At 66.8% G+C, this 25,469-nt stretch carries 23 protein-coding genes and 1 tRNA gene; 11 read left to right on the plus strand and 13 right to left on the minus strand.

All coding sequences use genetic code 11. From position 1 onward, the window contains the following. Window positions 1-27: 27 nt before the first annotated feature. The 3 genes from gltB to EV655_RS14175 form a co-directional block, all read right to left on the minus strand. A complete protein-coding gene (gene gltB / locus EV655_RS14165; RefSeq protein WP_132545963.1) occupies window positions 28-4,566 on the minus strand; it encodes a glutamate synthase large subunit in 4,539 nt (1,512 codons plus the stop codon). Further along, window positions 4,563-4,997: a GFA family protein gene (locus EV655_RS14170; protein WP_132545965.1), complete on the minus strand. Its 435-nt coding sequence runs from the start codon at window positions 4,995-4,997 to the stop codon at window positions 4,563-4,565. Before EV655_RS14170 ends, gltB begins: the two co-directional genes overlap by 4 nt. Before the next feature lie 122 nt (window positions 4,998-5,119). Then, window positions 5,120-6,553, minus strand: coding sequence for an NAD(P)-dependent oxidoreductase (locus tag EV655_RS14175; RefSeq protein ID WP_132545967.1), 1,434 nt, complete (start codon window positions 6,551-6,553; stop codon window positions 5,120-5,122). 228 nt (window positions 6,554-6,781) lie between these two features. On the opposite strand from EV655_RS14175, the gene EV655_RS14180 reads away from it, so the two are divergent. Then, window positions 6,782-7,585, plus strand: a complete 804-nt coding sequence (locus EV655_RS14180) for an undecaprenyl-diphosphate phosphatase (RefSeq protein WP_132545969.1) — start codon at window positions 6,782-6,784, stop codon at window positions 7,583-7,585. Here the strand turns inward: EV655_RS14180 and EV655_RS14185 are convergent. Then, window positions 7,582-8,568, minus strand: a complete 987-nt coding sequence (locus tag EV655_RS14185) for a complex I NDUFA9 subunit family protein (protein ID WP_132545971.1) — start codon at window positions 8,566-8,568, stop codon at window positions 7,582-7,584. The genes EV655_RS14180 and EV655_RS14185 overlap by 4 nt on opposite strands. Before the next feature lie 137 nt (window positions 8,569-8,705). Between EV655_RS14185 and EV655_RS14190 the strand changes: the two genes are divergently transcribed. The 9 genes from EV655_RS14190 (at window position 8,706) to EV655_RS14230 (ending at window position 14,744) form a co-directional block, all read left to right on the plus strand. Further along, window positions 8,706-8,792, plus strand: a tRNA-Leu gene (locus EV655_RS14190). A gap of 23 nt (window positions 8,793-8,815) precedes the next feature. Next, window positions 8,816-9,427: a ribonuclease D gene (locus EV655_RS14195; RefSeq protein WP_132545973.1), complete on the plus strand. Its 612-nt coding sequence runs from the start codon at window positions 8,816-8,818 to the stop codon at window positions 9,425-9,427. 7 nt (window positions 9,428-9,434) lie between these two features. After that, a complete protein-coding gene (locus EV655_RS14200) occupies window positions 9,435-10,394 on the plus strand; it encodes a KpsF/GutQ family sugar-phosphate isomerase (RefSeq protein WP_132545975.1) in 960 nt (319 codons plus the stop codon). A 3-nt stretch (window positions 10,395-10,397) separates the two neighbouring features. Continuing rightward, the gene (locus tag EV655_RS14205; protein ID WP_132545977.1) at window positions 10,398-11,006 is read left to right on the plus strand and encodes a hypothetical protein; all 609 of its coding nucleotides are present in this window, start codon (window positions 10,398-10,400) and stop codon (window positions 11,004-11,006) included. Between the two features lie 16 nt (window positions 11,007-11,022). Beyond that, entirely contained in the window at window positions 11,023-11,523 is a 501-nt protein-coding gene (gene lptA, locus EV655_RS14210) for a lipopolysaccharide transport periplasmic protein LptA (protein WP_132545979.1), read from the plus strand. Further along, window positions 11,520-12,284, plus strand: a complete 765-nt coding sequence (gene lptB, locus EV655_RS14215) for an LPS export ABC transporter ATP-binding protein (RefSeq protein WP_132545981.1) — start codon at window positions 11,520-11,522, stop codon at window positions 12,282-12,284. The genes lptA and lptB overlap by 4 nt, the downstream gene beginning before the upstream one ends. 10 nt (window positions 12,285-12,294) lie before the next feature. Beyond that, complete coding sequence (locus EV655_RS14220; RefSeq protein ID WP_132545983.1) at window positions 12,295-13,569, plus strand: RNA polymerase factor sigma-54; 1,275 nt, start codon at window positions 12,295-12,297, stop codon at window positions 13,567-13,569. An 83-nt stretch (window positions 13,570-13,652) separates the two neighbouring features. Further along, entirely contained in the window at window positions 13,653-14,216 is a 564-nt protein-coding gene (hpf, locus tag EV655_RS14225) for a ribosome hibernation-promoting factor, HPF/YfiA family (RefSeq protein WP_132545985.1), read from the plus strand. Between the two features lie 60 nt (window positions 14,217-14,276). Beyond that, window positions 14,277-14,744 carry a PTS sugar transporter subunit IIA gene (locus tag EV655_RS14230; RefSeq protein ID WP_132545987.1) on the plus strand — a complete coding sequence of 156 codons (468 nt, stop codon included), beginning with the start codon at window positions 14,277-14,279 and terminating at the stop codon, window positions 14,742-14,744. Between the two features lie 70 nt (window positions 14,745-14,814). Here EV655_RS14230 and EV655_RS14235 read toward each other — a convergent pair whose 3' ends face one another. The 7 genes from EV655_RS14235 to cysQ all read right to left on the minus strand — a co-directional run bounded on the left by EV655_RS14235 (window position 14,815) and on the right by cysQ (window position 22,968). Next, a complete protein-coding gene (locus EV655_RS14235) occupies window positions 14,815-16,251 on the minus strand; it encodes a nodulation protein NodH (protein WP_132545989.1) in 1,437 nt (478 codons plus the stop codon). Between the two features lies 1 nt (window position 16,252). Next, window positions 16,253-17,950 (minus strand): DUF5927 domain-containing protein, encoded by a 1,698-nt coding sequence (locus EV655_RS14240; protein WP_132545991.1) that lies wholly within the window; start codon window positions 17,948-17,950, stop codon window positions 16,253-16,255. Then, window positions 17,947-18,933: a glycosyltransferase family 2 protein gene (locus tag EV655_RS14245; protein WP_132545993.1), complete on the minus strand. Its 987-nt coding sequence runs from the start codon at window positions 18,931-18,933 to the stop codon at window positions 17,947-17,949. The genes EV655_RS14240 and EV655_RS14245 overlap by 4 nt, the downstream gene beginning before the upstream one ends. Before the next feature lie 176 nt (window positions 18,934-19,109). Next, window positions 19,110-20,096 carry a glycosyltransferase family 2 protein gene (locus tag EV655_RS14250; protein WP_132546090.1) on the minus strand — a complete coding sequence of 329 codons (987 nt, stop codon included), beginning with the start codon at window positions 20,094-20,096 and terminating at the stop codon, window positions 19,110-19,112. A gap of 105 nt (window positions 20,097-20,201) precedes the next feature. Further along, window positions 20,202-21,104 (minus strand): UTP--glucose-1-phosphate uridylyltransferase, encoded by a 903-nt coding sequence (locus EV655_RS14255; RefSeq protein WP_132545995.1) that lies wholly within the window; start codon window positions 21,102-21,104, stop codon window positions 20,202-20,204. Between the two features lie 266 nt (window positions 21,105-21,370). Next, window positions 21,371-22,171, minus strand: coding sequence for a 3-deoxy-manno-octulosonate cytidylyltransferase (locus tag EV655_RS14260; RefSeq protein ID WP_132545997.1), 801 nt, complete (start codon window positions 22,169-22,171; stop codon window positions 21,371-21,373). Continuing rightward, entirely contained in the window at window positions 22,171-22,968 is a 798-nt protein-coding gene (gene cysQ, locus EV655_RS14265) for a 3'(2'),5'-bisphosphate nucleotidase CysQ (RefSeq protein WP_132545999.1), read from the minus strand. The genes EV655_RS14260 and cysQ overlap by 1 nt, the downstream gene beginning before the upstream one ends. Before the next feature lie 107 nt (window positions 22,969-23,075). On the opposite strand from cysQ, the gene EV655_RS14270 reads away from it, so the two are divergent. Then, a complete protein-coding gene (locus tag EV655_RS14270) occupies window positions 23,076-23,897 on the plus strand; it encodes an ABC transporter permease (protein ID WP_132546091.1) in 822 nt (273 codons plus the stop codon). 177 nt (window positions 23,898-24,074) lie between these two features. On the opposite strand, the gene EV655_RS14275 is transcribed toward EV655_RS14270, so the two are convergent. Next, on the minus strand, window positions 24,075-24,560 hold the full coding sequence (locus tag EV655_RS14275; RefSeq protein ID WP_207901988.1) for a TrmO family methyltransferase domain-containing protein: 486 nt from the start codon (window positions 24,558-24,560) through the stop codon (window positions 24,075-24,077). A 2-nt stretch (window positions 24,561-24,562) separates the two neighbouring features. Beyond that, the gene (dapA, locus tag EV655_RS14280) at window positions 24,563-25,438 is read right to left on the minus strand and encodes a 4-hydroxy-tetrahydrodipicolinate synthase (RefSeq protein ID WP_132546003.1); all 876 of its coding nucleotides are present in this window, start codon (window positions 25,436-25,438) and stop codon (window positions 24,563-24,565) included. Between the last annotated feature and the right edge of the window lie 31 nt (window positions 25,439-25,469).

A 25,469-nucleotide genomic window follows, 5' to 3' on the forward strand; every position in this document is an offset into this window, starting at 1 on the left:
GGGTCGAAGTCCGGGCTGCAACAGACCCTATTCCGCAGGAACCGCGCGTTCCTCAATGCCCAGCGGGTGGGTCAGGTGCGGCAGCATCTCGCGCGGGCAGACCTGCAGGAAGTTGCCCTTTTCCAGATCCCAGTGGTCCAGGATGTCGCGTGCCCGGCGGCTGCCGGTTTCCTCGGCATGGCGCGCGATCAGGCCCTTCAGCTCGGCCTCCCAGTGCTGGACGCTGATCCGGCAGGTCAGCAGCGTTTCCATGTTCATCAGGTCGGCGGCCACCCCCTCGGGGTCGTAGAGATAGGCCATGCCCCCGGTCATCCCGGCGCCGAAGTTCGCGCCGATCCGGCCAAGGATCACCGCGACGCCGCCGGTCATGTATTCGCACCCGTTCGAGCCGCAGCCCTCGACCACCACCTTGGCGCCCGAGTTCCGCACAGCGAAGCGTTCACCCGCCCGCCCGAGGGCGAACAGGTACCCGTCGGTCGCGCCATACAGCACCGTGTTGCCGATGATGGTGTTCTCGGCCGGGTCCAGCGGTGTGTAGAGCGGCGGGCGCACCACGATGGTCGCCCCCGACAGGCCCTTGCCGACATAGTCGTTGGCATCGCCCGCCACGATCAGCTTCAGCCCCGGCGCCCCGAACGCGCCCAGCGACTGCCCGGCGCTGCCCGCCAGCTTGACCGTCAGGTGGTCGGGCTGCAACTTGTTGCGCATCCCGAACTTGGTGACGATGTGGCTGGACACTCGCGTGCCGATGGACCGGTGCGTGTTGCGCACCGCATAGCTCACCTGCATCTTCTCGCCTTCCTCGAAGAAGCGGTGCGCATCGCGCAGGATCTCGGCGTCCAGCGTGTCGGGCACCGGGTTTCGCGGCCGCGACCGGTCCAGCCGCGGCCGGTCGTTGGCATCGACCTGAATCAGCAGCGGGTTCAGGTCCAGATCGTCCAGGTGCGCCGAGCCGCGGCTGACCTGCGCCAGCAGGTCGGTGCGCCCGATCACCTCGTCCATTGACCGCGCGCCGATCTGGGACAGGATCTCGCGCACCTCCTGGGCGTAGAAGGTAATCAGGTTCACCACCTTGTCGGCATTGCCGGTGAACTTGGCGCGCAGTTTCGGATCCTGGGTGCAGACGCCCACCGGACAGGTGTTCGACTGGCATTGCCGGACCATGATGCAGCCCATCGCGATCAGCGCGGCGGTGCCGATGCCGTATTCCTCGGCCCCCATCATCGCCGCCATGACGATGTCGCGCCCCGTGCGCAGACCGCCATCGGTGCGCAGTGTCACCCGCTCGCGCAGGTTGTTCATCGACAGCACCTGATGCGCCTCGGTCAGGCCCATTTCCCACGGCAGGCCCGCATACTTGATCGACGTGGCAGGCGACGCGCCCGTGCCGCCATTGTGACCAGAGATCAGGATCACGTCGGCCTTGGCCTTGGCCACGCCCGCCGCAATGGTGCCCACACCGGAAGAGGCTACCAGCTTGACCGTTACCTTGCAGCGCGGGTTGATCTGTTTCAGGTCATAGATCAGCTGCGCCAAGTCCTCGATCGAGTAGATGTCGTGGTGCGGCGGGGGACTGATCAGCGTCACGCCCTTGGTCGAGTGGCGCAACCGCGCGATCAGGTCGGTGACCTTCATCCCCGGCAGCTGGCCGCCCTCGCCGGGCTTGGCGCCCTGGGCCACCTTGATCTCCAGCTCTTCGCAGGCGTTCAGGTATTCCGCCGTCACGCCGAACCGACCGCTCGCCACCTGCTTGATCTTGGCCGAGGGGTTGTCGCCGTTCGGTTCGGGGTGGAAATGCGCCGGATCCTCGCCGCCCTCGCCCGAGTCGGACTTCGCGCCGATCCGGTTCATCGCCACGTTCAGGGTCTTGTGCGCCTCGGGCGACAGCGCGCCCAGCGACATGCCCGGCGTCACGAAGCGTTTGCGGATCGAGGTGATCGATTCCACCTCTTCGATCGGGATCGGCTTGCCAATGGGCTTGATGTCCAGCAGATCGCGCAGGTGGATCGGCGGGTTTGCCCGCATCGCGGCCGAGAACTGCTTCCACATCTCGAAGGACGCAGTATCGCAGGCCTTCTGGAGAATCGCCATCGTCCTGGCTTCCCAGGCATGGGTCTCGCCGGTGCGCCGCGCCTTGTAGAAGCCGCCGATCGGCAGCACGTCGCGCCCGCCGCGCCAGCCCAGCCGGTGCACCTCCTCCAGCTTGCGCTGGATGCCGGTGACGCCGATCCCCGAGATCCGCGAATGCATGCCGGGGAAGTATTCCGCGCACATCGCGCGGCTCAGGCCCACCGCCTCGAAGTTCAGCCCGCCGCGATAGGACGAGATCACCGAGATGCCCATCTTGGACATGATCTTGAGCAGGCCCAGGTCGATCGCCTTGCGGTAATGCGCCACCGCCTCGGTCAGCGAACAGTCCAGCAGGCCGCGCCGGATCCGGTCGGCCATCGTGTCCTCGGCCAGATAAGCGTTCACCGTGGTCGCGCCACAGCCGATCAGCACCGCGAAGTAATGCGGGTCGATGCATTCGGCCGAGCGCACGTTGACCGAGGTAAAGGTCCGCAGGCCTTTGCGCGTCAGCCAGCTGTGCACCGCCGACGTCGCCAGGATCATCGGCATCGGCACCCGGTCCTCGTTCTGGTGCTGGTCGGTCAGCACCAGATGCCCCGAGCCCGAGCGCACCGCATCCTCGGCCTCGGCGCGGATCCGCGCCAGCGCGTCGCGCAGGGCATCGGGCCCCGCGCCCGCAGGGAAGGTGCAGTCAATCTCGGTCATCGGCACCACGAACTGGCGCACCAGTTCGTCGAACTGCGCGTTGCCCAGGAACGGGCTCTCCAGGATGATGATCCGGGTCTGGCTGCCATCCTCGTCCAGCACGTTGCGCAGGTTGCCGAACCGCGTCTTCAGGCTCATCACCCGGTATTCGCGCAAGCTGTCGATCGGCGGGTTGGTCACCTGGCTGAAATTCTGCCGGAAGAAATGGCTCAGCGGCCGGTACTTCTCGGACAGCACGGCGCTGGGCGTGTCGTCGCCCATGGACGCGATCGCCTCCTTGCCGTCCTCGGCCATCGGCGCCAGGATCGACTCGATCTCCTCGATGGTAAAGCCCGCCGCGATCTGCCGCTTGCGCAGTTCGCCGCCCTCGAACAGCGGCTTCTCGTCCACCTGCGACAGGCTCTCGTCCAGTTCATGCACCTTTTCCAGCCACTCGCCAAAGGGCTGGCTGGCGGCCATCAGGTCCTTCAGTTCGGAATCGCGGAACAGCTTGCCCTCGCGCATGTCGACCGCGATCATCTGCCCCGGGCCCAGCGCGCCCTTTTCGCGCACGCTGGCCTCATCGGTCGGCACCATCCCGATTTCCGACCCCGCGATCAGCAGACCGTCGCCGGTCACCACATAGCGCATCGGCCGCAGCCCGTTGCGGTCCAGCCCGCCGCAGACCCAGCGCCCGTCGGTCATGGCCAGCGCAGCGGGGCCGTCCCAGGGCTCCATCACGCTGTTGACATAGGCATACATGTCGCGCCAGGGCTTGGGCAGTTCGACGGCCGCCTGCGACCAGGCCTCGGGCACCAGCATGGTCTTGGCCATTGGCGCGTTGCGCCCCGCCCGCACCAGCACCTCGAACACGGAATCGAGCGCCGCCGAGTCCGAGGACCCCTGCGCCACGATCGGCTTGATGTCCTCGGCCAGATCGCCGAAGGCCGACGACGCCATCCTTATCTCGTGGCTCTTCAGCCAGTTCAGGTTGCCCTTCAGCGTGTTGATCTCGCCGTTGTGGGCGAGCATCCGGAACGGCTGGGCCAGCCACCATTGCGGGAAGGTGTTGGTCGAATAGCGCTGGTGGTAGATCGCGAAGGCGGACTGAAAGCGTTCGTCCTGCAGGTCGGGATAGAACTCGGCCACCTGCTCAGCCAGCATCATCCCCTTGTAGATCACGCTGCGGCAGGACAGCGAACAGATGTAGAGCGAGGGCACCTGCGCCGCGGCGGATGCCTTCTCGATCCGGCGGCGGATGACATAAAGCTCGCGCTCGAACGTCTCTTCGTCCACGCCCTTGGAATTCGAGATCAGGATCTGCTCGATCTCGGGACGGGTCGCGTTGGCCTTCTCGCCCAGCACCTCGGTATTCACCGGGACGTGGCGCCAGCCGTAGATGTAGTACCCCATCCGCAGGACTTCGGTCTCGACGATGGTCCGGCAGACCTCCTGCGCGCCGAAATCGGTGCGCGGCAGGAACACCTGGCCCACCGCGATCAGCCGGTCGGGATGGGGTTCGTGCCCGGTGCGCCGGATCTGGTCATAGAAGAAGGGCGCCGGGATCTGCACATGGATGCCCGCGCCGTCGCCGGTCTTGCCGTCGGCATCCACCGCGCCGCGGTGCCACACCGCCTTCAGCGCGTCGATGCCGTTCTCGACCACCTTGCGCGACGGCTTGCCGTCGATCGCGACGACCAGGCCGACCCCACAAGAGGCATGCTCGTCATCGGGGCGGTAAAGACCCTGTTCCGCCACAAAGGCGCGTTTCGCCTCTTCGCGGGCCACCCAGTCGGAATCGTATTTGGTCATCGTGCATCTCCCTCGATGAAGGGGTGTGAAGCTTCGTAGTCGGCGCGGCTGATCCGCGCGTGCGATCCTTGCAGCCGGACCGCGGCGAAGGCCCGGTCGGCATAGACCTCGTGGTTCAGCGGAAAGCCTGATGCCGCCTCGAACAGGCCGGGCATCAGGTCATAGCCTTCGCGGTCGTCGCGGATCCACAGGTGGGTGCCGCAGACCGGGCAGAAGGCGCGTTCGGCGAAGGGCGACGACCTGTAGGTCCGGACCTCGCCGGTGACATGGACATCCGTTGGCGCGGCGTCGAGGCACCAGATCGCCGCCCCGGACCAGCGCCGGCAGACCGAGCAATGGCAGGCCGAGACCGATGATGCCCGGGGCACGGCGCTGATGTGCACCGCACCGCAGAGGCAATGTCCGTCCAGTGGCGTGGTCCGCGTGGTCATCTTTCCTCAACGCTCCGGGTCAGGGATGCTGTCCTGTCGTTCCGTCGATCGTCGCGGGCGTCGGAAAAAAGTCCGATGAAATTCCGATTTGCCCGCTTCCTATGCAATCGCCTCCGGCGCCGTCACTCGGCCGCGACCTGCGCGGGCTGGTTCAGGTAGGCCAGGATGCTGTCGGCTGCCTCGCGCCCGTCCCGGATCGCCCAGACCACCAGACTGGCCCCGCGCACGATGTCGCCCACCGCATAGACGCCCGGCAGGCTGGTTTCGTGGCTGCGAAAATCGGCCTTGATGGTGCCCCAGCGGGTCACTTCCAGCGCGGCCTCGCCCCACAGCGCCGGCAGATCCTCGGGCTCGAAGCCCAGCGCCTTGATGACCAGGTCGGCGGGTTCGACGTAATCCGCGCCCTCGATCACCTCGGGGCTCTGGCGGCCGGTGACATCCGGCGGGCCCAGCCGCATCTTCTGCACCATGACGCCTTCGACCGGATCGCCGGCAAAGCCGTTGGGCGCGGTCAGCCAGACGAATTCGACGCCCTCTTCCTCGGCATTCTGCACCTCGCGCTGTGACCCCGGCATGTTCGCCCGGTCGCGGCGATAAAGGCATTTCACCGATCGCGCGCCCTGCCGGATCGCCGTGCGCACGCAATCCATCGCGGTATCGCCGCCGCCGATCACCACGACGCGCTTGCCGTTCGCGTTCAACTCGCCCGACTCGAATTCCGGCACGCTGTCGCCGAACCCCACCCGGTTCGAGGTGGTCAGATAGTCGATGGCGCGCACGATGCCCTGCGCACCCACGCCCGGCGCCTGCATCACGCGCGACTTGTAGACGCCGGTGGCGATCAGCACCGCGTCATGCTTGCCGCGGATCGCGTCAAAGCTGATGTCCTCGCCCACGTTGCAGTTCAGCACGAACTCGACGCCGCCCTGTTCCAGCTGCTGCACGCGGCGCATCACCACGTCCTTTTCCAGCTTGAAGCCCGGGATGCCATAGGTCAGCAGCCCGCCCGCGCGGTCATGGCGGTCATAGACGGTGACCTGAAGGCCCGCCCGGCGCAGGACATCCGCCGCCGCTAGCCCGCCGGGCCCGGCGCCGATGATGCCGACGCTTTCGGGCCGCTCGGCCGCAGGCGCGATGGGCTGGACCCAGCCGTTATCCCAGGCGGTGTCGGTGATGTATTTCTCGACCGCGCCGATCGTGACCGTGCCGTGGCCCGACTGTTCGATCACGCAATTGCCTTCGCACAGCCGGTCCTGCGGGCAGATGCGGCCGCAGATCTCGGGGAAGGTGTTGGTGGCCTGGCTCAGTTCATAGGCCTCTTGCAGGCGACCCTCGGCGGTCAGGCGCAGCCAGTCGGGGATGTTGTTGTGCAGCGGGCAATGGGTCTGGCAATAGGGCACGCCGCATTGGCTGCACCGCGCGGCCTGCTCGGCGGCCTTGTCGGCGGCGTACTCGGCGTAAATCTCGTGGAAATCATGCGCGCGCGAGTCTGCCTCCCGCTTTTCGGGGGTTTCCTTGGCGACGCTGACGAACTGAAGCATCGGACGCTTCGACATGGCTGGCTCCCTGCGGGCGGACTCGTCCCTTCGACGCGGTTCTATACGTGCGTTCCGGGGGAATTGAAAGTCACAATTGCTGACCTAATTGCGTTTTTCTTTCCCGCCCTTTCCGCCCGGGCTCCGGCCGACCCTCCCTTTTAGGTAACACAATATGACCTTTCCCCGACCTTCTCATTCCAAATCAACTCCCTATGCTGACAGCGATTCCGATCAGGGCCAGGTGCAATGGAACTCTACAACCTTCTGCTCATCGCCGTGATCCAGGGGATCACCGAATTCCTGCCGATCTCGTCTTCCGGCCACCTGATCCTCTTGCCGCATCTGACCGGCGCCGCAGACCAGGGACAGGTCATCGACGTGGCGGTGCATGTCGGCACGCTGGGCGCGGTGATCCTCTATTTCCGCAAGGACACGATGCTGGCGGTCGCGGGGCTTGGCCATGTGCTGCGCGGGCAGATCGACACGCCCGGCGCCTTCCTCGCGCTGTGCCTGATCGTCGCGACCCTGCCGGTGATCGTGGCCGGGCTGATCCTGGAACTGACCGGGCTGGACGAGGCGTTGCGCAGCATGGCGGTGATCGGCTGGACGATGCTGGTCTTCGGTATCGTGCTGTGGTGGGTCGACACGCGGTCGCCGCAGATCCGCACGGCCCCGCAATGGACCCTGCGACATGCCGTGATCATGGGGCTCTGGCAAGCCGTGGCGCTGATCCCGGGCACCTCGCGCTCGGGGATCACCATCACCGCGGCGCGGGCGCTGGGCTATGATCGCGTGGGGGCGGCGCGGCTGTCGATGCTGATGTCGATCCCGACGATCGCGGCCTCGGGGCTCTTGCTGGGCGGCGAGGTGATCCTGGACGCCGATCTCGCCATGGCGCGCGACGGCGCCATCGCCGCCGGGTTCGCCTTTGTCTCGGCGCTGGCCGCGCTGGCGGCGATGATGCGGCTGGCCCGCTCGATCAGCTTTACGCCCTACGTCGTCTACCGGGTGGTGCTGGGCGTCGTGCTGCTCTGGGTTGCCTACACCTAGGACCGCAGGCGCCTGGCCGATTCCCGGATCTCGTGGAACTGACCCGACGGCCGATAGCGCCACAGATATTCCGGCAGCACCGCCTCGATCGCGACCGGCTCGATACCCAGTTCGGCAAGGCCCGGCATGTCCTTGCCCACCACGTTGTCCAGCGCAAGGTTCGTCACCTGGTCGCGGGTCAGGATCGTGTTTGTGAACAGCCCCAGCGACAACCGCTGCAACAGGTCGAACAGGGTTCCCATCACGGCCGAGACCGCCAGCGGCAGGTTCAGCACGATCCGGTTCCGCCGACCGATCACCTCGAGCATCGTCTCCATCAACTCGGCAAAGCTCCGAACCTCGGGCCCGCCCAGTTCATAGACCCCCGGCGCGGCCTCGCCGGTCACGCCCAGGACAGCGGCCCGCGCCACGTCGTCGACATAAACCGGCTGGAAAAGGGTATTGCCGCCGGTCACGGGAAGGACCGGGGCAAAGCGCGCCATCGAGGCGAAGCGGTTGAAGAACTGGTCCTCGGGGCCGAAGATCACCGAAGGCCGGAGGATCACGGCGGTCGGGAAATGCTCCAGCACGGCCTGCTCGCCCAGCCCCTTGGTCTCGGCATAGGTGCTTTTCGCATGGGGGTCGGCGCCGATGGCCGAGATGTGGACCAGCCGCCCGACACGCGCCTTCGCCGCCTCTTCGGCGACGTGCAGCGCGCCGTAATGCTGCACGAGGCCGAAGGTGTTTCGCCCGGTCTCGTTCAGGATGCCGACGCAGTTCACAACCGCATCCGCGCCTTTCAGCGCTGCGGCGACCGACTCGCGCTCGCGGATGTTGCACAGGATCGGCTCGACCTGGCCGACCGCGCCGTAGGTGCGCACGAACAGCGCCTCGTTCGGCCGCCGGACGGCCACGCGGACGCGCCAGCCCGCCTCGGCCATGCGCCGCGCGACATAGCGCCCGACAAAGCCCGAGCCCCCGAAAATCGTCACCAGACCGGACATGGCAAGCCTCCCTCGCGAATTGCGCCCTGACCGCAAATATAGCTCGAAGCCCCCGCCCGCAACCCGCGCGGCGGTGAAGCGCGAATCGCCGTTGACACTCTACGCGGCGCTCTGTAAGTCACCGCCTCACGACACCTGCCCAGGTGGCGGAATTGGTAGACGCGCTGGTTTCAGGTACCAGTGGCTTAACGGCCGTGGAGGTTCGAGTCCTCTCCTGGGCACCAACCCCTCAAGATCAGGGGCCTAAGTGGCGAATTTCCTTTACCAGAACGACCTTCCCGACGATCTCGATCTCGGGCCCGTCGTTGCCATCGACTGCGAGACGATGGGACTGAACCCTCATCGCGACCGGCTGTGCGTGGTGCAGATGTCGGGCGGCGACGGCAACGCGCATCTCGTCCAGATCGCCAAGGGCCAGACCGCGGCGCCGAACCTGGCGCGGATGCTGGCCGACCCGAAGGTGCTGAAGCTGTTCCATTTCGGCCGGTTCGACATCGCGGCGCTGATGAACGCCTTCGGTGTGGTCGCGGCGCCGGTCTACTGCACCAAGATCGCGTCGAAACTGGTGCGCACCTATACCGACCGGCACGGGCTGAAATACCTGCTGCAGGAATTGCTGAACGTCGACATCTCGAAACAGCAGCAAAGCTCGGACTGGGGGGCGGAAACGCTGACGGCGGCGCAACTCGACTACGCGGCGTCGGACGTGCTGCACCTGCACGCGCTCAAGGCCACGCTGGACGCGATGCTGGACCGCGAGGCGCGGATGGGCGTCGCGCAGGCCTGCTTCGACTTCCTGCCGGCGCGGGCGCGGCTTGACCTCGAAGGCTGGCCCGAGATCGACATCTTCGCCCATTGAGGCCCCCATGAACCGCGAGACCTCCATCGCCATCGGCCGCCGCGTCCTGACCACCGAGGCCGGAGCGCTGACCCTGCTGGCCGGGGCGCTGGACGACAGCTTTGCCGCCGCGGTCGAGCTGATCCTTGGCGCGGCGGGCCGGGTGATCGTGTCCGGCATGGGCAAGTCGGGGCATGTGGCGCGCAAGATCGCGGCGACCTTCGCCTCGACCGGCACGCCTTCGCATTTCGTCCATCCCGCCGAGGCCAGCCATGGCGACTTGGGCATGCTGGCCCGCGGCGACGTCTGCCTCGTGCTGTCGAATTCGGGCGAGACGCCGGAACTGGCCGACATCATCGCCCATACCCGCCGCTTCTCGATCCCGCTGATCGGGGTGGCCGGGCGCGCCGACAGCACCCTGTTGCGCCAGTCCGACGTGGCGCTGGTGCTGCCCGCCGCCGAGGAAGCCTGCCCGATGGGCCTGGCGCCTACCACGTCCACGACGATGACGCTGGCGCTGGGCGACGCGCTGGCCGTGGCGCTGATGGAGCACCGGCAGTTCACGCCCGAGAATTTCCGCGCGTTCCACCCCGGCGGCAAGCTGGGTGCGCGGCTTTCCCGTGTCGGCGACCTGATGCATGCGGGGGAAGAGATGCCGCTGGTGGCCACGGGCACGCCGATGGCCGACGCTCTTCTGACCATGAGCCAGAAGAGCTTTGGCGTGGTCGGGGTCACGGATGCCGAGGGGCGGCTTTCGGGCGTCGTGACCGATGGCGACCTCAGGCGGCACATGGCGGGCCTGCTGGACCGCACCGTCGACGAGGTGATGACCGCCGATCCTCTGACAATCGACCCCGGCGCGCTGGCCGAAAGGGCGGTGGCGGTGATGAACGGGCGCAAGATCACCTGCCTGTTCGTGGTGGGCGCGGATGGCCGGCCGCAGGGCATCCTGCACATCCACGACTGTCTGCGCGCGGGGGTCGCCTGAGGCATGGCCTCGTATGACAACGCCTATTCCCGTTTCATCGCGCTGGCCAAGATCGTGCTGCCGCTGGCCGCGCTGGGCATCCTGTCGACACTGTTCCTGATCTCGCGCGGGCCTGGCAACGGCGACGAGTTGCCCTATTCCCGCGTCGAGGTCGAGGAACTGGTGCGCGAACAGCGGATCGGTGCACCAAACTACGCGGGCGTGACCCGGGACGGCACCGCCATAGCGCTGCGGGCAGATGCTGCCCGGCCCGATACTGGCAGCCCGGGGGGCGCCACCGCCGAGGCGATGCGCGCGCGGCTCGACATGCCGGACGGCAGCCATGCCGACATCTCCGCGGCGCACGGCATGCTGGACCCCGCAGCCGAAATCGCCGTGCTTGATGGCGGCGCGCGGATCGAAACCTCGACCGGCTACCTTGTGCAGGCCGAAAGCCTGACATCGGCGCTGGCCGAAACCGCCGTCACCGCCCAGGGACCGGTCACCGCAGAGGGACCGCCCGGACGGATCGAGGCCGCCACGATGCGGCTGAGCGCCGATCCCGCCAACCAGGGCCGGTACGTTCTGGTTTTCAACGGCGGCGTCAAGCTGGTATACGATCCGGAAGAATAGGGGAAAGGGACTGGTCTTGTCGTTTCGCGTCGCCTTGGCCACGCTGGCCCTCGCCCTGGATTCGTCCTTCGCCCTGGCCCAGGGCGCCGAGATCGCCTTCGGCGCGCTTGCCCATGATCGGACCCAGCCCGTCGAGGTCACCGCCGAGCGGCTGAGCGTCGACCAGACCGACGGTACCGCGGTGTTTACCGGCGGCGTGCTGGTGGGGCAGGGTGACATGCGGCTTTCGGCCGACCAGGTGCTGGTGGTCTATGACAGCCCCGAGGCCGCCTCGCGCCGCATCGCGCGGATGGAGGCGAGCGGCAAAGTTGTGCTCGCCCTTGGCGCCGAGGCCGCCGAGGCAGAGCGCGCGGTCTATACCATCGACAGCGGTACCATCGTGATGACCGGCAGCGTCCTGTTGACCCAGGGCCAGAGCGCCATTTCGGGCGAACGGCTGGTGGTCGACCTGAACCGCGGCACCGGCGCGATGGAAGGGCGTGTGCGCACCGTGCTGCAACCCGGCGGGGCGCAATGACGGCCGACCGGGCGGACCTGACCGTGGCCGAGGGCGCCGCGGGCCTGCGGGTCAGCGGCCTGCGCAAGAACTATCGCCGCCGCCCGGTGCTGCGCGACGTCAACCTGGCGCTCGACCGGGGCGAGGTGGTGGCGCTGCTCGGCCCGAACGGGTCGGGCAAGACCACATGCTTTTACGCCGTTGCGGGGCTGGTGATGCCCGAGGGCGGGCGCGTCACGATCGACGGGCGCGACGTGACCGGCCTGCCGATGTATCGCCGTGCGCGGATGGGGATCGGCTACCTGCCGCAAGAGGTCTCGATCTTCCGCGGGCTGAATGTCGAGGACAACATCCTGGCGATTCTCGAGATCGTCGAGGGTGACCCCCACAAGCGGCGCGAACGCCTGGAAGAGCTGCTGTCGGAATTCTCGATCGAGCATCTGCGCCGCGCCCCGGCGCTGTCGCTGTCGGGCGGCGAACGGCGGCGGGTCGAGATCGCGCGCTGCCTGGCGGCGAACCCGAAATACCTGCTGCTGGACGAACCCTTCGCGGGCGTTGATCCGATCGCGGTGGGCGAGATCCGTGCTCTGGTGGTTGATCTCAAGACCCGCGGGATCGGCGTGCTGATCACCGACCACAACGTGCGCGAGACGCTGGAAATCGTCGATCGCGCCTATATTCTGCACGACGGCAAGGTGCTGATGAGCGGCACGACGCAAGAGGTCATCCGCGACGAGAACGTGCGCCGGGTCTATCTCGGCCAGAGTTTCCGGATCTCGTGACGGCCGGCCCATGAATTTCCGCCCCTCCCTCACGCCGCGTCCCGCGCAGGGCCTGCGCCTCACCCCGGGGCTGCGCAGCGGCCTGGCGATCCTGCGGATGCCCGCCGCCGACCTTGCCGCCGAATTGCGCGAGGCCGCGGCCGAGAACCCGCTGATCCGCCTGTCCGAGCCCACGCCGGACAGGGGAGCAGGCGGCGTTGCCCTGGCCGAGCTGCTGGCCGCGCCCGAGACCCTTGGCGAAAGGTTGCGCAGGCAGATCGCGTTGATGCCCCTCGATCCCGCCGTGGCCGCGATTGCACGGTTCCTGACCGGAGACGTGGACGACGACGGCTATCTCGACCCCCAGGCCGCCGGAAATGTCGAGGCGATGGGCGCCGCACCCGGTCAGGTCGAATCGGCGATCGCGGCCTTGCAGGCCTGCGAACCGGCGGGCGTCGGCGCGCGCAGCCTTGAGGAATGTCTTGCGCTGCAATTGCGCGAACATGGCTTCCCCGAGGCCGAGGCGCGCGCCGCCTGTGCCCGCCTCGACCTTCTCGCCGGGCAGCGGCTTGGCGAGCTTGCGGCGCTCATCGGCCTGGCCGAGGCGCGGCTGCGCCCGATGGCCGAGATGCTGCCCCGCCTGACCCCGCGCCCGGGCGACAGCCTGTCGGACGAGACCCTGCCGCCCGTGCCCGAGGTCATCGTCGAGCAGGGCCCGGACGGGGTGTTCTTTGCCGTGCTCGACCCCCATGCCCTGCCCCGGGCCGAACTGGACGCAGCCCTTGCGCACGGGCTTGGCCGCCGGCCCGACGCCGCGCGGATGCGTGAAAATGCGCTTGGGTGGATACGGACCCTGCGCTTCCGCGCGCGTACCCTCGAGGCGGTGGTCCGGCAGATCGTCGCTGACCAGCAAGGCTTCTTCGCCAGGGGCCCCGACCACCTCGTGCCGATGACCCGCGCCGCCATGGCGTGCGCGCTTGATCTGCACCCATCGACGGTGGGCCGCGCGCTGGCGGGCAAGGCGTTGGTATTCCGCGGCGCGGTCCACCCGCTGTCGCTGTTCGTGTCCCCCGCCCTGCCGGCCACCGGCGAGGATGCGGTCACCGCCTATGCGGTCCAGCGGCGGATCCGCAAGCTGGTCGAGGCGGAAGCACCCGGACGCATCCTGTCGGACGAACGGATTGCGGAACACCTGCGGCGCGAGGGCGTTGACATCGCCCGGCGAACTGTCGCCAAATACAGGCAATGCCTTACCATTCCGTCATCCTTCGAACGCAGGAGGCGAAAGGCCGGACAACGCGACTGATCCCGAACCCCGTTGACCCCGGCGCGCCCCACCTTTAACGGGGGGCAACCCTGCCAGCGGCAGGATATCTCTCAGGAGGCAAGATGCTCTACCAGATCAGCGGCAAACAGATCGACATCGGCGAGGCCCTTCAGACGCATGTCAAGGAAGAGCTGAATGCGGCGGTGAAGAAGTATGCCGAACGTCCGACCGACGCGAACGTGGTTTTCTCGCGCAACGCACACGAATACGTCTGCGAGGCCACCGTGCACCTGTCCACGGGGCTGACCGCCCAGGCCAAGGCGCATGCCACCGAGATCTACGCCGCGTTCGACGGCTGCTGCGAAAAGATGGAAAAACAGCTGCGCCGCTACAAGCGCCGGCTGAAGGATCACCACCGCGACCGGGCAGAGCCGGTCGAACTGATGATGGCATCCTCCTATGTGCTGGCTTCGTCCGAGCACGGGGATGAGGCAGAACCCGAGAGCCTGCAGCCGATGATCATCGCCGAGATGGAGACCCAGATCCCGGCGATCTCGGTCGGCGAGGCTGTGATGCAGATGGAACTGGCCGGCAAGGATCTTCTGGTATTCCGCAACGAGAAGACCGGCAAGATCAACGTCGTGCATACCCGCGATGACGGGAACGTGGGCTGGATCGACACCTGAGCCTAAGCCGACCTGGCGCGCGGGCGCAGGCCCGCGCAGCACCACAGAAGCGAGAGGCACATGCAGCTTTCAACCCTTCTGAAGCCCGAAGCCGTGCGGGTTTTCGGCACGATGTCCAGCAAGAAGCGCCTGTTCCAGGAACTGGGCGAGGTGGCGCAGACCGTCTATGGCCTGTCGGCCTCCGAGGCCGTCAACGCGCTGCAGGAACGCGAAAGCCTTGGCCCGACGGGCGTGGGTCACGGCGTCGCGCTGCCCCATGCCCGGCTCGCCGGACTTGACAACGTCCGGGGCGCCTTCATCCGGCTGGAGAAGCCGATCGATTTCGGCGCGGTCGACCGGCAGCCGGTGGACCTGATCTTTGCGCTGTTTGCGCCGCAGGATTCGGGGGTTGACCACCTCAAGGCGCTGGCGCTGGTGTCGCGCACGCTGCGCGATGCGACGGTCTGCGGCAAGCTGCGCGCAAACACCGATCCCGCGACGCTGCATGCGGTCCTGACCGAGGCGCAGACCTCGAACCAGGCGGCGTGAGGCAGGAACGCGGACAATCCGGCTGGAACGTCTTGGCGACCGAACCGACCCCGGCATTTCCACTCTGGCGCTAGGTGCGCCAAGCGCCATAGCCGAATTCCAGGTAGTCGCGTTGATAGGCCGCGTGCGCGGCGGCCTCGATCTCGTCATCGTATACCGCCGCAAGCGGCACCGGCGCCCCATCGTCGGTCGCAGCGGGCAGGGCGGGCGGCGCCGCGCCCACCAGGGCGGCCAGCATCGCAAGCTCTGTCTCCAGGTGTTCCGCGCGAAGCACCATGTCGGGCTGGACGGCCTGGGTCATGCCATCTAGCACGCGGCTTTGGGATGCCCAACTCGCATCGACGCGAAGGCCGGTCTGCCCGGCGAGATTGCCATGGAGAAACCGCAGGAAACCCAGAAACGCCGCGCGATGCGCCGCCGCGCCATATGCCGGCCCGGGATCGCCCTCGGGCAGCGGCACGCCGTAGCTCTTGCGCAGCGCGGCGCGGATCACCGGAAAGCTTCCCGGCCCGGTCGGCAACACATGCGCCGCAAAGGCCGCATGCGCGCGCACAAGCGGATGCATGACCACGGTGAATGCCCGGTGCCCCGGGGCCTGCCGCTTCCATTGGCGGAGCGTCTTCTGGGTGAAGCCGCGGCGCAGCGCGCCTGTCTTCTTGCCGTCGAGCGCCGCAAGCCACGACTCGATCCGCGCCACCGGCCCGCCCGCGATCGGCAGGAACAGAAGCGGCGTTTCCGGCGCGGCCACATGGCCCGGAACGGCGGGCCCGCGGCGCGGCTCGAAACAGGGGGTGCGCGTAAGGTCGAACCGGTCGAGCGCGGCAAGCGCGGCCTCCATTTCGGAGAAGTTCACGACCTTCTTGGAAAGCGGCTCTGGGTTCTGCTTTTTCAGCCGGTCCGACACCGCCCCGAGCCGCGCCTCGACCCCGAGAAAGTGCAACAGCCCGTTCAGCACGTCCAGATCGGCGACATCCTCGTAGGCGAGGTAGAACGCCGTCTGTCCGCTGGTCTGCAGGCCCCGCATCAGCCGCAACTGGAACCCCTGAAGCCGGTCGAGGTGGTCGGCGAATTCACGTGCGTCGAACCGCACCCTGGCCGAGCGGGCATGCTTGATGTCGGTCAACCGCCACTGGCCGGTTTCGCCCGCGATCTTGCGCGAGACGTAGGTTTCGGCCGGATTGCGGGTCAGCACGATCTTGGCGCAGCGCCGGTCGGCCAGCACCCGGTCGAACACCCGCGGGTCGTGGTCATGGAAGAATCGGAACCCCGCCAGCCCGCCGTCCGCCCGGATCATCGCGTCCAGCAGCGTCCCGGGATCGCGGTCGCGCGTGGTCTGGTCGACCCCGAGAAGGGTGTCGCGCCCCTTGTGGCCGACGAAATGCGGGTTGAACGCTTCGCCGTGGCAGCGAACCCCCGGTACCGCGTTCAGGTTTTCCTCGAGAAAGTTCGAGCCGGTCCGCATCTCGGCGAAGATGACATAGCTGTCGAAGGGGCGGTCGGGGCTCATGTCACTGCACCAGATAGGGGCGCCGCGGCCGGGGATGGGCGGCCGGCATCTCGTCGCCCGCCGGGAAATCGCCCATCAGGTAGGGCTTCATTCCCTGGTTCTTGAGGGTCTGCAGGAACTGTCCGAACCCCGTCAGATCGGCCATGCGCGGAACCTCGGTCAGGCGGGGCTGGGCACGGGGGGCGATCTCGTCGATCAGGATCTGCAACGGTTCCATCGGGTTCTGGACGAAATCGGCCATCGTCCAGATGCGCACCCGCGCACGGGTATGGGGCGAGCGCAGGATCTCGAGGTGGTGCGACTCGGTGCGCTGAAGCTGGGCCGCGCGCTTCCTGAGATCGACGAAGCCTCGCCTGGAGTGGAACAGCGGCACCGCCCAGGCCCCGGTGATCACCGAGATCTGGGCGTTCGGGTCGGTGGCCATGAACCAGCTTATCTCCTGCCGGTCGCCGGGGCCGAACTGGAAACACTGCCGTTCACCCCGTGTATTCCAGACGAGGTTTGTCAGAAACGCCCGCGCGTTGTAGTCGCGCAGGCTTGCGCTGTCGGACAGCCCGCCGTTGCATACTGGCTCGCCGCCCGCGATCTCGGCCCGATCCGGGTGGAACAGGTGGCCATGCACGCGCGCACCCACCGTCCTGCCCAGCCAGTCCTCGAAATCCTCGAACAGGTCGGAAAACCCCTCGAAGACCGAATAGGGTGCCGAGGTCCGGCCATTTTCCCACCCCTCGCGCGGGAATCGGCTTTGCATGTAGAGCCCGGCCCGCCCACGGGTGCGCCGCTCGACCGCCTTGGAGAACAGCCGGTCGATCCTGGCCGGATTCGGCTCGGCCCGGTTCGGCCCCCCGGCCTCTGTGCCGAGGAACGCGTCATAAAGCCGGTTCGCCTGCGGCCAGACCTTGCGCGCGACGAAACAGTCCGACCGGCGCAAAAGCTGAAGATGGTCGTCGTAGAAGATGTGCGGCTTGCCCTGGAAATCGAACTTGGACAGCGTCAGCGAGCGGCTTTCGATCCGGGTTGCATACTTGCGCACGAGGGTCTGGAAATAGCTTTCGTCCGGGATCCAGACGCGGCGGAAATAGCGCGTATAGTCCTCGCGCTGCGGATCGGCCAGGATCGCCGAAAGCGTCTGGCGCGTCAGGCACCACCATTGCGACCCCAGATGCGGCTCGATCCCCTTGGGAACCCGGCGCCGGACGCCGAGCCGCCGTTGCAGCCGGACATAGCCGTCGAACAACCGGCGCTGCCGCTTCCACGCGAAGGGAAAGCGCAGGCTGAACCGTTCGCGCCCCAGGCCGCCCACGGTCCAGTCCACCTCGTCGGCGATCACCGATTCGATGAAGTCGGTGCGCGGCCGTTCCGCGAGATAGGCGCGTAGTTCGCTGACGGGGCGCAGCGGCAGGCACGAGCCCGACACGAGAAAGACATGGCTCAACTCGGGGAACTCGGCCAGTGCCATTTCGGTGCCCGAGAGCGTGGCGGCCACGATCGACCATGTCCCCCACTCGCAATGGCGGCGCCTGCAAAATCGGATGTTGTCGAGGTCGGACAGCGCCGCTGTGAAGGCGCGGGCCTCGGCGCGTGAGACCTGGCGATCGACGTGGATCACCACCGGGCAGTCCTGCCGGGCCCAGTGCCGCGCCACCGCGGCCGCCCGGTCGAGCGCGGTGTGCACCAGCATCACGAATCCCACGCTCATGCCCAGTTCCCCTTGGACATGAGCCCGAGAATCTCGAGTTGGCGCCAGTTGACGTATTTCTCGGACCACTTGCACCACAGGTCCGGGTTGTCCTTCAGTGTCGCATGGTAGGCGCGGTATTCATGGCTTCCGGCATAGTGCTGCCGGCGGGTCAGTTCCTCGGCGGCCTTGTCCACGAAACAGTCCAGGAACTTGGCATGCAGAAGCGCGCCGCTGGCCTTTTCGCCGCCCCACTCGTCGTAGACGACGTTCAGCCCGCGTGGCAGCAGCATGTGGGTCGAACTGGTATAGACATAGCCCCGATGCCACCGGACAAGGGGAATCTTGTTCAGCGCCGGCGCCCGTTCCGGACGGTCGGGAAAGAAGGCCCGCGCCCTGGGGCCACCCTGGATCCAGAGGTTGCGGTACTTGCCGTTCCTGCGGATCATGTAGTTGCCGCTGTCGAACCAGGACGCGATCTCGAACGGGTCCTGGCCCGCGCGGTAGGGCACCGCGTCGATCGGCCCCTTGGGATACATGTCCACCAGCATCGCGCCGAACGAACGGATCGACAGCGAATCCAGCCAGTCGCAGAGCGCCGGGATCGAGCGGGTATCGCAGAACGGGTAGACGAAGAACTCGTCCACATCGACGGTCAGCGTCCAGTGGTCGTGCCCGTGGCGCATCAACAGCCAGTTGACCCAGTCCAGGCCGAACTGCGCCCTGCGATAGCTGGCCTGCGTCGACCAGAGCGAGACGTCGGGCTGGTCGGCCAGATACTCGCGCGAGCCGTCGTCCGACCCGTTGTCGACGATCAGGAAATGGCCGATCCCGTGACGGCGATAATAGTCCAGGAAATAGGGCAGGCGCACCGCTTCGTTCCGAAGAACGACAAAGGCCAGTACGTCGGTGGGGCCGATCCGTCGGGTGCGGTCGGCCACGCGCGACAGTTGCCAGCGCCGGCGCCGCGCGCGCAGCTTCCAGATCTTGCGCTCGATGCGCATGCGGTATGAGGACAGCGCGCCCAACGCTTCTCCTGCCTGTTCCGACCTTGGGGTCTGCCTCCGGCCTACCGGAAACCGGCTAACCGCGCGTTAAAGGCAGTTTACGCGCCCTGTCCCGCGGTCGAGGGCACCCTGCTCGCTGGTCGGGTGGCAGCCGGGACGAATACGACAGAGCCTCAGTCCCAGCCGCCCCGCGACATGATGCCCAGCGCCTCGAGTTGGCGCCAGCCTTCGTAGCGGGTTGAGTCCGGGCACCAGAGATCGGGATTGCCGATCAGCGCGTCGTAATAGTCCTCGTAGAGTGCGCAGTTGGCGAAATGCTCGCGCCTGCGCTTCTCTTCGCGCGATTTCGCGACGATCGAGGGCAGGAACTTGGTGTGGAGCAGCGCGCCCGAGGGCGCATCGCCCGCCGCGCGCCCCCGCACCCGGTTCAGCTGCGTCGGCAGCGCGGAATGGGTCGAACTGACATAGACGTAGTTGCGCCGCCAGCGGATCAGGGGGGTCTTGGACAGGGTCGGCGATCTTTCTCGTTCGGCCGCGAAGAACACCCGCCGCCGCACGCCACCCCTGACAAGCAGGTTCTTCAGCGGCGGCTGGTACTTTGTCACGATGTTGCCCGCGTCGAACCAGTCGATCACCTCAAGCGGGTTCTGCCCGGGGCGGCAGGTCCGGTCGGCCACGGGCCCCTTGGGATAGAGGTCCAGCATGACCGCTCCGAACGAAGTGCGCCCCTGTGCGTCGAGCCATGCGGTCAGCGCGGGCAGGGGGCGGCTGTCATGGTGCGGATAGATGAAAAGCTCGTCGGCATCGAGTGTCAGGCACCAGTGCCCGTGCCCGTACCGCAGCATCAGCCATGTCAGCCAGTCCATCCCGAAGCGTGACAGCCGGTAGCTGTGCCCGGTCCACCACAGCGAGACATCGGGTTGGGCCGCCAGCAGCGCGCGGCTGCCATCGTCGCTGTCATTGTCCACGAACAGGAAATGCGTGACACCCAGGGCCCGGTGATGGTCAAGGAAGAAGGGCAGGCGCTCGGCCTCGTTGCGCACGGTCGAGAAGCAAAGGACATCGCCCTTGCGGATCAGGCCCGTGCGGTCGGCCATGCAGGTCAACTGGCCGCGCTTGCGGAATGCCCGGAACAGCAGCCGACGCCGGGTCCAGCGCATGCGACAGGCGGTCCACAGAGCGGACCAGTCGAGGCGCGAGGCGTCCGGCGCCTCGTCCCCGCCCGCGGCAAGGGGAACCTCGGCCAGCCGCACGTCGCCGCGCGATTACTCGGCGGCCTCGCGCATCGCGACGAGGTCGGTGAGATATTCCAGCAACTCGCCGCGCAGCTCGGGCCGGGCCATGGCGAACGCCACCGTGGCCTGCAGGAAACCCGCCTTGGAACCGCAGTCAAATCGCTGGCCCTTGAAGCGGAAGCCATACACGCCCTGACCGTTGATCTCTTCGGCAATGGCGTCGGTCAGCTGGAGCTCGCCTCCGGCACCCAGGCGGTTGTGCCTGAGGTTCTGGTCGAGGTTGTGCAGCACCCGGGGCGTCAGGACATAACGGCCGATCACGGCAAGGTTCGACGGCGCCTCTTCGACCTTCGGCTTCTCGACCATGCCCTTGATCAGCACCTTGTCGCCAAGGTCGCGGTCGACGTCGAGGATGCCATAGGACTTGGTCTTCTCGTGCGGCACTTCCATCGCCGCGACCATGTTGCCGCCGGTTTCCTCGTAGGCCTCGACCATCTGCTGCAGGCAGGGCGTGTCCGAGGCGATGACGTCGTCCGGCAGGATCACGGCGAAAGGTTCGTTCGCGATCAGCCGCCGGGCACACCAGACGGCATGGCCGAGGCCCATCGGGCTGTGCTGCCGGATATAGGCGATCGCCCCGCTTTCCATGTCGGTGGTCTTGAGAACATCGAGCAGGTCGAGCTTGCCGGAGTTGCGCAGCGACGCCTCGAGCGTCGGGGCGTGGTCGAAATAGTCCTCAAGCGCGCCCTTGCCGCGCGAGGTGACGAAGATGAATTCCTTGATACCGGCGGCACGGGCCTCGTCGATTGCGTATTGGATCAACGGGCGGTCCACGAGTGTCATGATCTCTTTCGGGATCGACTTCGTTGCGGGCAGAAAGCGCGTCCCCAAACCTGCAACGGGGAAGACGGCCTTGGTTACCTTGCGCTTCATTCGCTCAATCGCTCTGCTTGTTGGTCTCATCCGGGTCCGGACCGTGACCCGGCCCGATGCCCTCGCATCTACCTTTAGTGCATCAAGAACGTATCAAAAAGGTAGCGCGGGGCTTAACTCATAATACTTTACGTTTGGGAAACAAAGTGGCGACCGAACAACGATTTCGGACGGATCGGCGGACAAATGCCTCTTTCATGTCGGCGACTGGCTGCTGTTCGCCCACCGCGGCCCGATGTCGGAGGGGGCAGTTGGCGCGGTCCCGATCAGTCCAGGCCCATCTCGGCCATCATCGACTCGATGCGCGGCACATCCTCGGGATTGTTGAGTTCCCAGAATTGCCGGCCGCGCGCCTCGACCTCGACGCAGAGCACGGGACGTTCCCGCTCAAGGAACCGCAACTGCTCAAGTCCTTCGAGACGTTCCAGCGGCCCGGCCTCCCAGAGCGGATAGGCGGCAAGGGCCGCGGGCCGGTAGGCGTAGACCCCGACATGGTGGAAAACCGGGGTAAATGTATCATCGGCAAAGCTCTGGCCGGTATAGGGAATGACCTCTTTCGAGAAGTAGAGCGCGTGCCGGTCGCGGCCGAAGACGGCGGTCGTGCCGCCCACCCGGCCCGCACGCCGATCGTCCAGCAGCGCGTTCAGCCCGCGCCCGTCGCAGCGCAGGACCGGCGTTGCGACCTCGGCCACCGGATCGGCGGTCAGTCCGGCCACAAGGTCCTCGACGAACCAGGCGGGCGTCAGCGGTGCGTCACCCTGCAGGTTCACCACGATCTCGAAACCGCCGCCCAGTGCCTCTGCCGCCTCGGCCACCCGCTCGGTGCCGTTCGCACAATCCGGCGAGGTCATCACCACTTCGGCACCGAATCCCTTGGCTGCGGCGCGAATCCGGTCATCGTCCGTTGCCACCACCACCCGGTCGACGCCCGAAACCGCCCGCGCGGCCAGCCAGGACCGCTCGATCAGGGTCTTTGCCTGCCCGGAGGCGCCCTTCAACCCCACCAGCGGCTTGCCCGGATAGCGGGTCGAGGCATGGCGCGCCGGAATGACGATCAGGACCGGCATCAGGCGCGCCGCAGCACGACGCCCGGTGAACAGGCGATGAAGAACGGGTTGGCATAGCCCGGCTTGCCATAGGTCAGCGGCGCGTGGTCCTCGAATCGCAGCACCCGTCCGCCCGCGCCGACCAGTACCGCATGGCCCGCAGCCGTATCCCATTCCATCGTGCGGCCAAGCCGCGGGTAGAGATCGGCCTCGCCGCTCGCCACGAGGCAGAACTTCAGCGACGATCCCGCGCTCGTCATGTCCTGGACGGAATATTTCGCGATATAGTCGTCGGTCGCCTTGTCGCGGTGCGATTTCGAGGCCACCACGATCAGCGCGTCGTTGTCCGGGGCCGAGACCGACAGCGGCGTCACCGGCCCCGCCGTGTCGAGCGCGAAGGTCCCCGTTTCCTCGACCGCCTGTCCGTCGGCCCGGGTGTAGAACAGCCGCCCCTTGGCCGGCGCATAGACCACGCCGCGCACCGGCTGGCCAGCCTCGACCCAGGCGATGTTCACGGTGAAATCGCCCCGGCGCTGGACGAATTCCTTGGTGCCATCCAGCGGATCGACGATGAGGAAATTCTCGGCGCTCTCGGCATGGCTCTCGGCCTGTTCCTCGGTGACGATCAGTGCGCCGGGGAAGGCAGCGGCCAGTTCCGCCGAGATCAGCGCGTCGGCCGCCTCGTCGGCCTCGGTTACCGGGCTTGTGTCCGACTTGGTGCGCACCTCGAAATCGTTGGCCCCGTAGATCTCCATGATCCGCGCACCGGCCAGCAGGGCTGTCCGCCGCATCACGGCCTCGAGCTTGTCGTAGTCCAAATCGGGCTCCTTCCCGGCGCAGATTGTAAGGAAATCGCAAGCCCCTTATGCTTGGCTGGAAAATGAACGGCAAGGGCGAGCAACGCCCCGATCCCATGGAAGAGGCCATGTTTCAGGCAAGCACATCCCGATCCGGAACGATGGGTGGCCTGCGCCTTCTGGCGTTGATCTACCATGGCAGCGTGCGACACGTGCGCAAGAGCCATGGCAACGCGCTGGTCGGTCTCTTGATGAATATCCTGCAGACCGTGGTCTTCGTGGCGGCCTTCTACGCGATGTTCCAGGTTCTCGGTCTCAAGGGTGCGGCGATCCGGGGCGATTTCCTGCTCTTCCTGATGTCGGGGATCTTCCTGTTCCTCACCTTCAACAAGACGATGAGCGCGGTGATCGGATCCGAGGGGCCGACCTCGCCGATGATGCAGCACGCGCCGATGAACACGATCGTCGCGATCGGCTCGGCGGCGCTGGGAACGCTTTACATCCAGCTTCTGTCGATGTTCGTCGTGACCTTCATCTATCACGCGGCGGTCACGCCGATCACCGTTTACGATCCGGTCGGCGCCATGGCGATGGTGCTTCTGTCATGGTTCTCGGGTCTTGCCATCGGAATGGTGTTCCTGGCCATGAAGCCCTGGGCCCCGGGTTTCGTCGGGCTGGTGTCGATGATCTTTCAACGGATGAACATGATCGCCTCGGGCAAGATGTTCGTGGCCAACATGTTGCCGGGCTCGATGCTGGCGATGTTCGACTGGAACCCCCTGTTCCACTGCATCGACCAGGCCCGTGGCTTTACCTTCATCAACTACAATCCGCACTTCAGTTCGATCGAGTACCCGCTTTACGTGAGCATCGCGCTGATCATGGTCGGTTTGATGGGTGAATTCTATACCCGCAAGTTCGCCTCGGCGAGCTGGTATGCCCGCCGCTGAATGAAGCACGTCCTGCGGCGCAGGCATGATCTCGGGGTTTCGAACCCAAGCAGACATCTGGGTTCTCTCCCTCTCCCGACCAGTGACATGCCGGGGTCAGCGCAAAGGGCAGGCCAGGGGCCAGAGGCGCGCACGGCGCACGCTGTTGCACTGTCCGGCTTCCGGGTGAACCGGGGGTCAGTCCGCCGCACTGTCGGGCGGCATGTCGACGGTTTCGAGCCAGGGCTTGATGTCGACCAGCGGTGTGCCGTCGAAACAGTCGATCGCGTCGATTCCGATCACGCCCTGCACGGGGTCGAGCGTGGTGATCCGCACGGTGGCTTGCGAGATCGTGTTCGGCCGGTTCGGCGAGCGCAACGCAAAGGTGCCGCGCGGCGCCTCGACATGGCGTGGCGCCTGCACCAGCAGGTCGCGCCGCGCGCGGTCCATCCAGTAGAGCAGGATCACCGGCTGGCCCACCGTCAGCCCCGCAAGGGCGGGCGCGAAGGCCGGGTCCAGTTCGACCCGTGCGCCCATGCCGGCCTCGCGGGCGCGGCCGATGTTCTTGGGGCAATCCTCGGGCCCCCAGGGCGAGCGGATGCTGCCGATGAAATGCAACCGCGGCCCGTCGGGCTCGGCTATGCCCGCAAGCACCATCTCGCCCGGGCGCAGTTCTCCGACCATGGTCAGTTCAGAAGCCCGGCGTGCCGCATCGCCGCGTCGATCCTTGCCGCTGTCCCCTCGGTCAGCTTCACCAGCGGCGAGCGCACTTCGTCGGTGCATCTGCCCAGCCGCGACAGCGCGTATTTCGCCCCCGCCACGCCCGGTTCCAGGAAGATCGCGATATGCAGCGGCATCAGCCGGTCCTGCAATTCCAGCGCCTTGCCATAGTCGCCCGCCAGCGTCGCCTCCTGGAATTCGGCGCAGAGCCGGGGCGCCACGTTCGCTGTGACCGAGATGCAGCCCCGCCCGCCATGGGCGTTGAAGCCCAGCGCGGTGCCGTCCTCGCCGGAAAGCTGAAGGAAGTCCGGGCCGCAGGTGATCCGCTGTTTCGGCACGCGGGACAGGTCGCCTGTGGCGTCCTTGACCCCGATGATGCGGGGCAACTTCGCCAGTTCGCCCATCGTCTCGGGCAGCATGTCGACGGCCGACCGGCCGGGGATGTTGTAGATGATGATCGGCAGATTGCAGCAGTCATGCAGCGCGGTGAAATGCGCGATCATCCCCGCCTGGGTCGGCTTGTTGTAATAGGGCGTGACGACCAGCGCGGCATCCGCGCCCACCTTTTCGGCGTGCTGCATGAAGCGGATCGCCTCTTCGGTGTTGTTCGAACCCGCGCCGGCGATCACCGGCACGCGGCCATCGACGGCCTTGACCACCTCCTGGATGACCGTCTCGTGCTCGGCATGCGAGAGGGTGGGGCTTTCGCCGGTGGTGCCGACCGGCACGAATCCGTGGCTGCCCTCTTCGAGATGCCACTCGACCAGGCGCTTGAGCGTGTCGAGATCCACAGCGCCGTTCTTGAACGGCGTCACCAGGGCGGGAAGAGACCCTTGAATCATGACACGCTCCTCTGCTTTGTGTTTCACTGGG

It is taken from the genome of Rhodovulum euryhalinum, from assembly GCF_004342445.1.
Classification (GTDB): Bacteria; Pseudomonadota; Alphaproteobacteria; order Rhodobacterales; family Rhodobacteraceae; genus Rhodovulum; species Rhodovulum euryhalinum.

Bases quoted from the DNA above. Each gene is read 5' to 3' on its own strand.
- gltB (WP_132545963.1), bottom strand. From the start codon at position 4,566: ATGACCAAATACGATTCCGACTGGGTGGCCCGCGAAGAGGCGAAACGC.
- EV655_RS14170 (WP_132545965.1), bottom strand. From the start codon at position 4,997: ATGACCACGCGGACCACGCCACTGGACGGACATTGCCTCTGCGGTGCG.
- EV655_RS14175 (WP_132545967.1), bottom strand. From the start codon at position 6,553: ATGTCGAAGCGTCCGATGCTTCAGTTCGTCAGCGTCGCCAAGGAAACC.
- EV655_RS14180 (WP_132545969.1), top strand. From the start codon at position 6,782: ATGGAACTCTACAACCTTCTGCTCATCGCCGTGATCCAGGGGATCACC.
- EV655_RS14185 (WP_132545971.1), bottom strand. From the start codon at position 8,568: ATGTCCGGTCTGGTGACGATTTTCGGGGGCTCGGGCTTTGTCGGGCGC.
- EV655_RS14200 (WP_132545975.1), top strand. From the start codon at position 9,435: ATGAACCGCGAGACCTCCATCGCCATCGGCCGCCGCGTCCTGACCACC.
- EV655_RS14205 (WP_132545977.1), top strand. From the start codon at position 10,398: ATGGCCTCGTATGACAACGCCTATTCCCGTTTCATCGCGCTGGCCAAG.
- lptB (WP_132545981.1), top strand. From the start codon at position 11,520: ATGACGGCCGACCGGGCGGACCTGACCGTGGCCGAGGGCGCCGCGGGC.
- EV655_RS14220 (WP_132545983.1), top strand. From the start codon at position 12,295: ATGAATTTCCGCCCCTCCCTCACGCCGCGTCCCGCGCAGGGCCTGCGC.
- hpf (WP_132545985.1), top strand. From the start codon at position 13,653: ATGCTCTACCAGATCAGCGGCAAACAGATCGACATCGGCGAGGCCCTT.
- EV655_RS14230 (WP_132545987.1), top strand. From the start codon at position 14,277: ATGCAGCTTTCAACCCTTCTGAAGCCCGAAGCCGTGCGGGTTTTCGGC.
- EV655_RS14235 (WP_132545989.1), bottom strand. From the start codon at position 16,251: ATGAGCCCCGACCGCCCCTTCGACAGCTATGTCATCTTCGCCGAGATG.
- EV655_RS14240 (WP_132545991.1), bottom strand. From the start codon at position 17,950: ATGAGCGTGGGATTCGTGATGCTGGTGCACACCGCGCTCGACCGGGCG.
- EV655_RS14245 (WP_132545993.1), bottom strand. From the start codon at position 18,933: ATGCGCATCGAGCGCAAGATCTGGAAGCTGCGCGCGCGGCGCCGGCGC.
- EV655_RS14250 (WP_132546090.1), bottom strand. From the start codon at position 20,096: ATGCGCTGGACCCGGCGTCGGCTGCTGTTCCGGGCATTCCGCAAGCGC.
- EV655_RS14255 (WP_132545995.1), bottom strand. From the start codon at position 21,104: ATGAAGCGCAAGGTAACCAAGGCCGTCTTCCCCGTTGCAGGTTTGGGG.
- EV655_RS14260 (WP_132545997.1), bottom strand. From the start codon at position 22,171: ATGCCGGTCCTGATCGTCATTCCGGCGCGCCATGCCTCGACCCGCTAT.
- EV655_RS14270 (WP_132546091.1), top strand. From the start codon at position 23,076: ATGTTTCAGGCAAGCACATCCCGATCCGGAACGATGGGTGGCCTGCGC.
- EV655_RS14275 (WP_207901988.1), bottom strand. From the start codon at position 24,560: ATGGTCGGAGAACTGCGCCCGGGCGAGATGGTGCTTGCGGGCATAGCC.
- dapA (WP_132546003.1), bottom strand. From the start codon at position 25,438: ATGATTCAAGGGTCTCTTCCCGCCCTGGTGACGCCGTTCAAGAACGGC.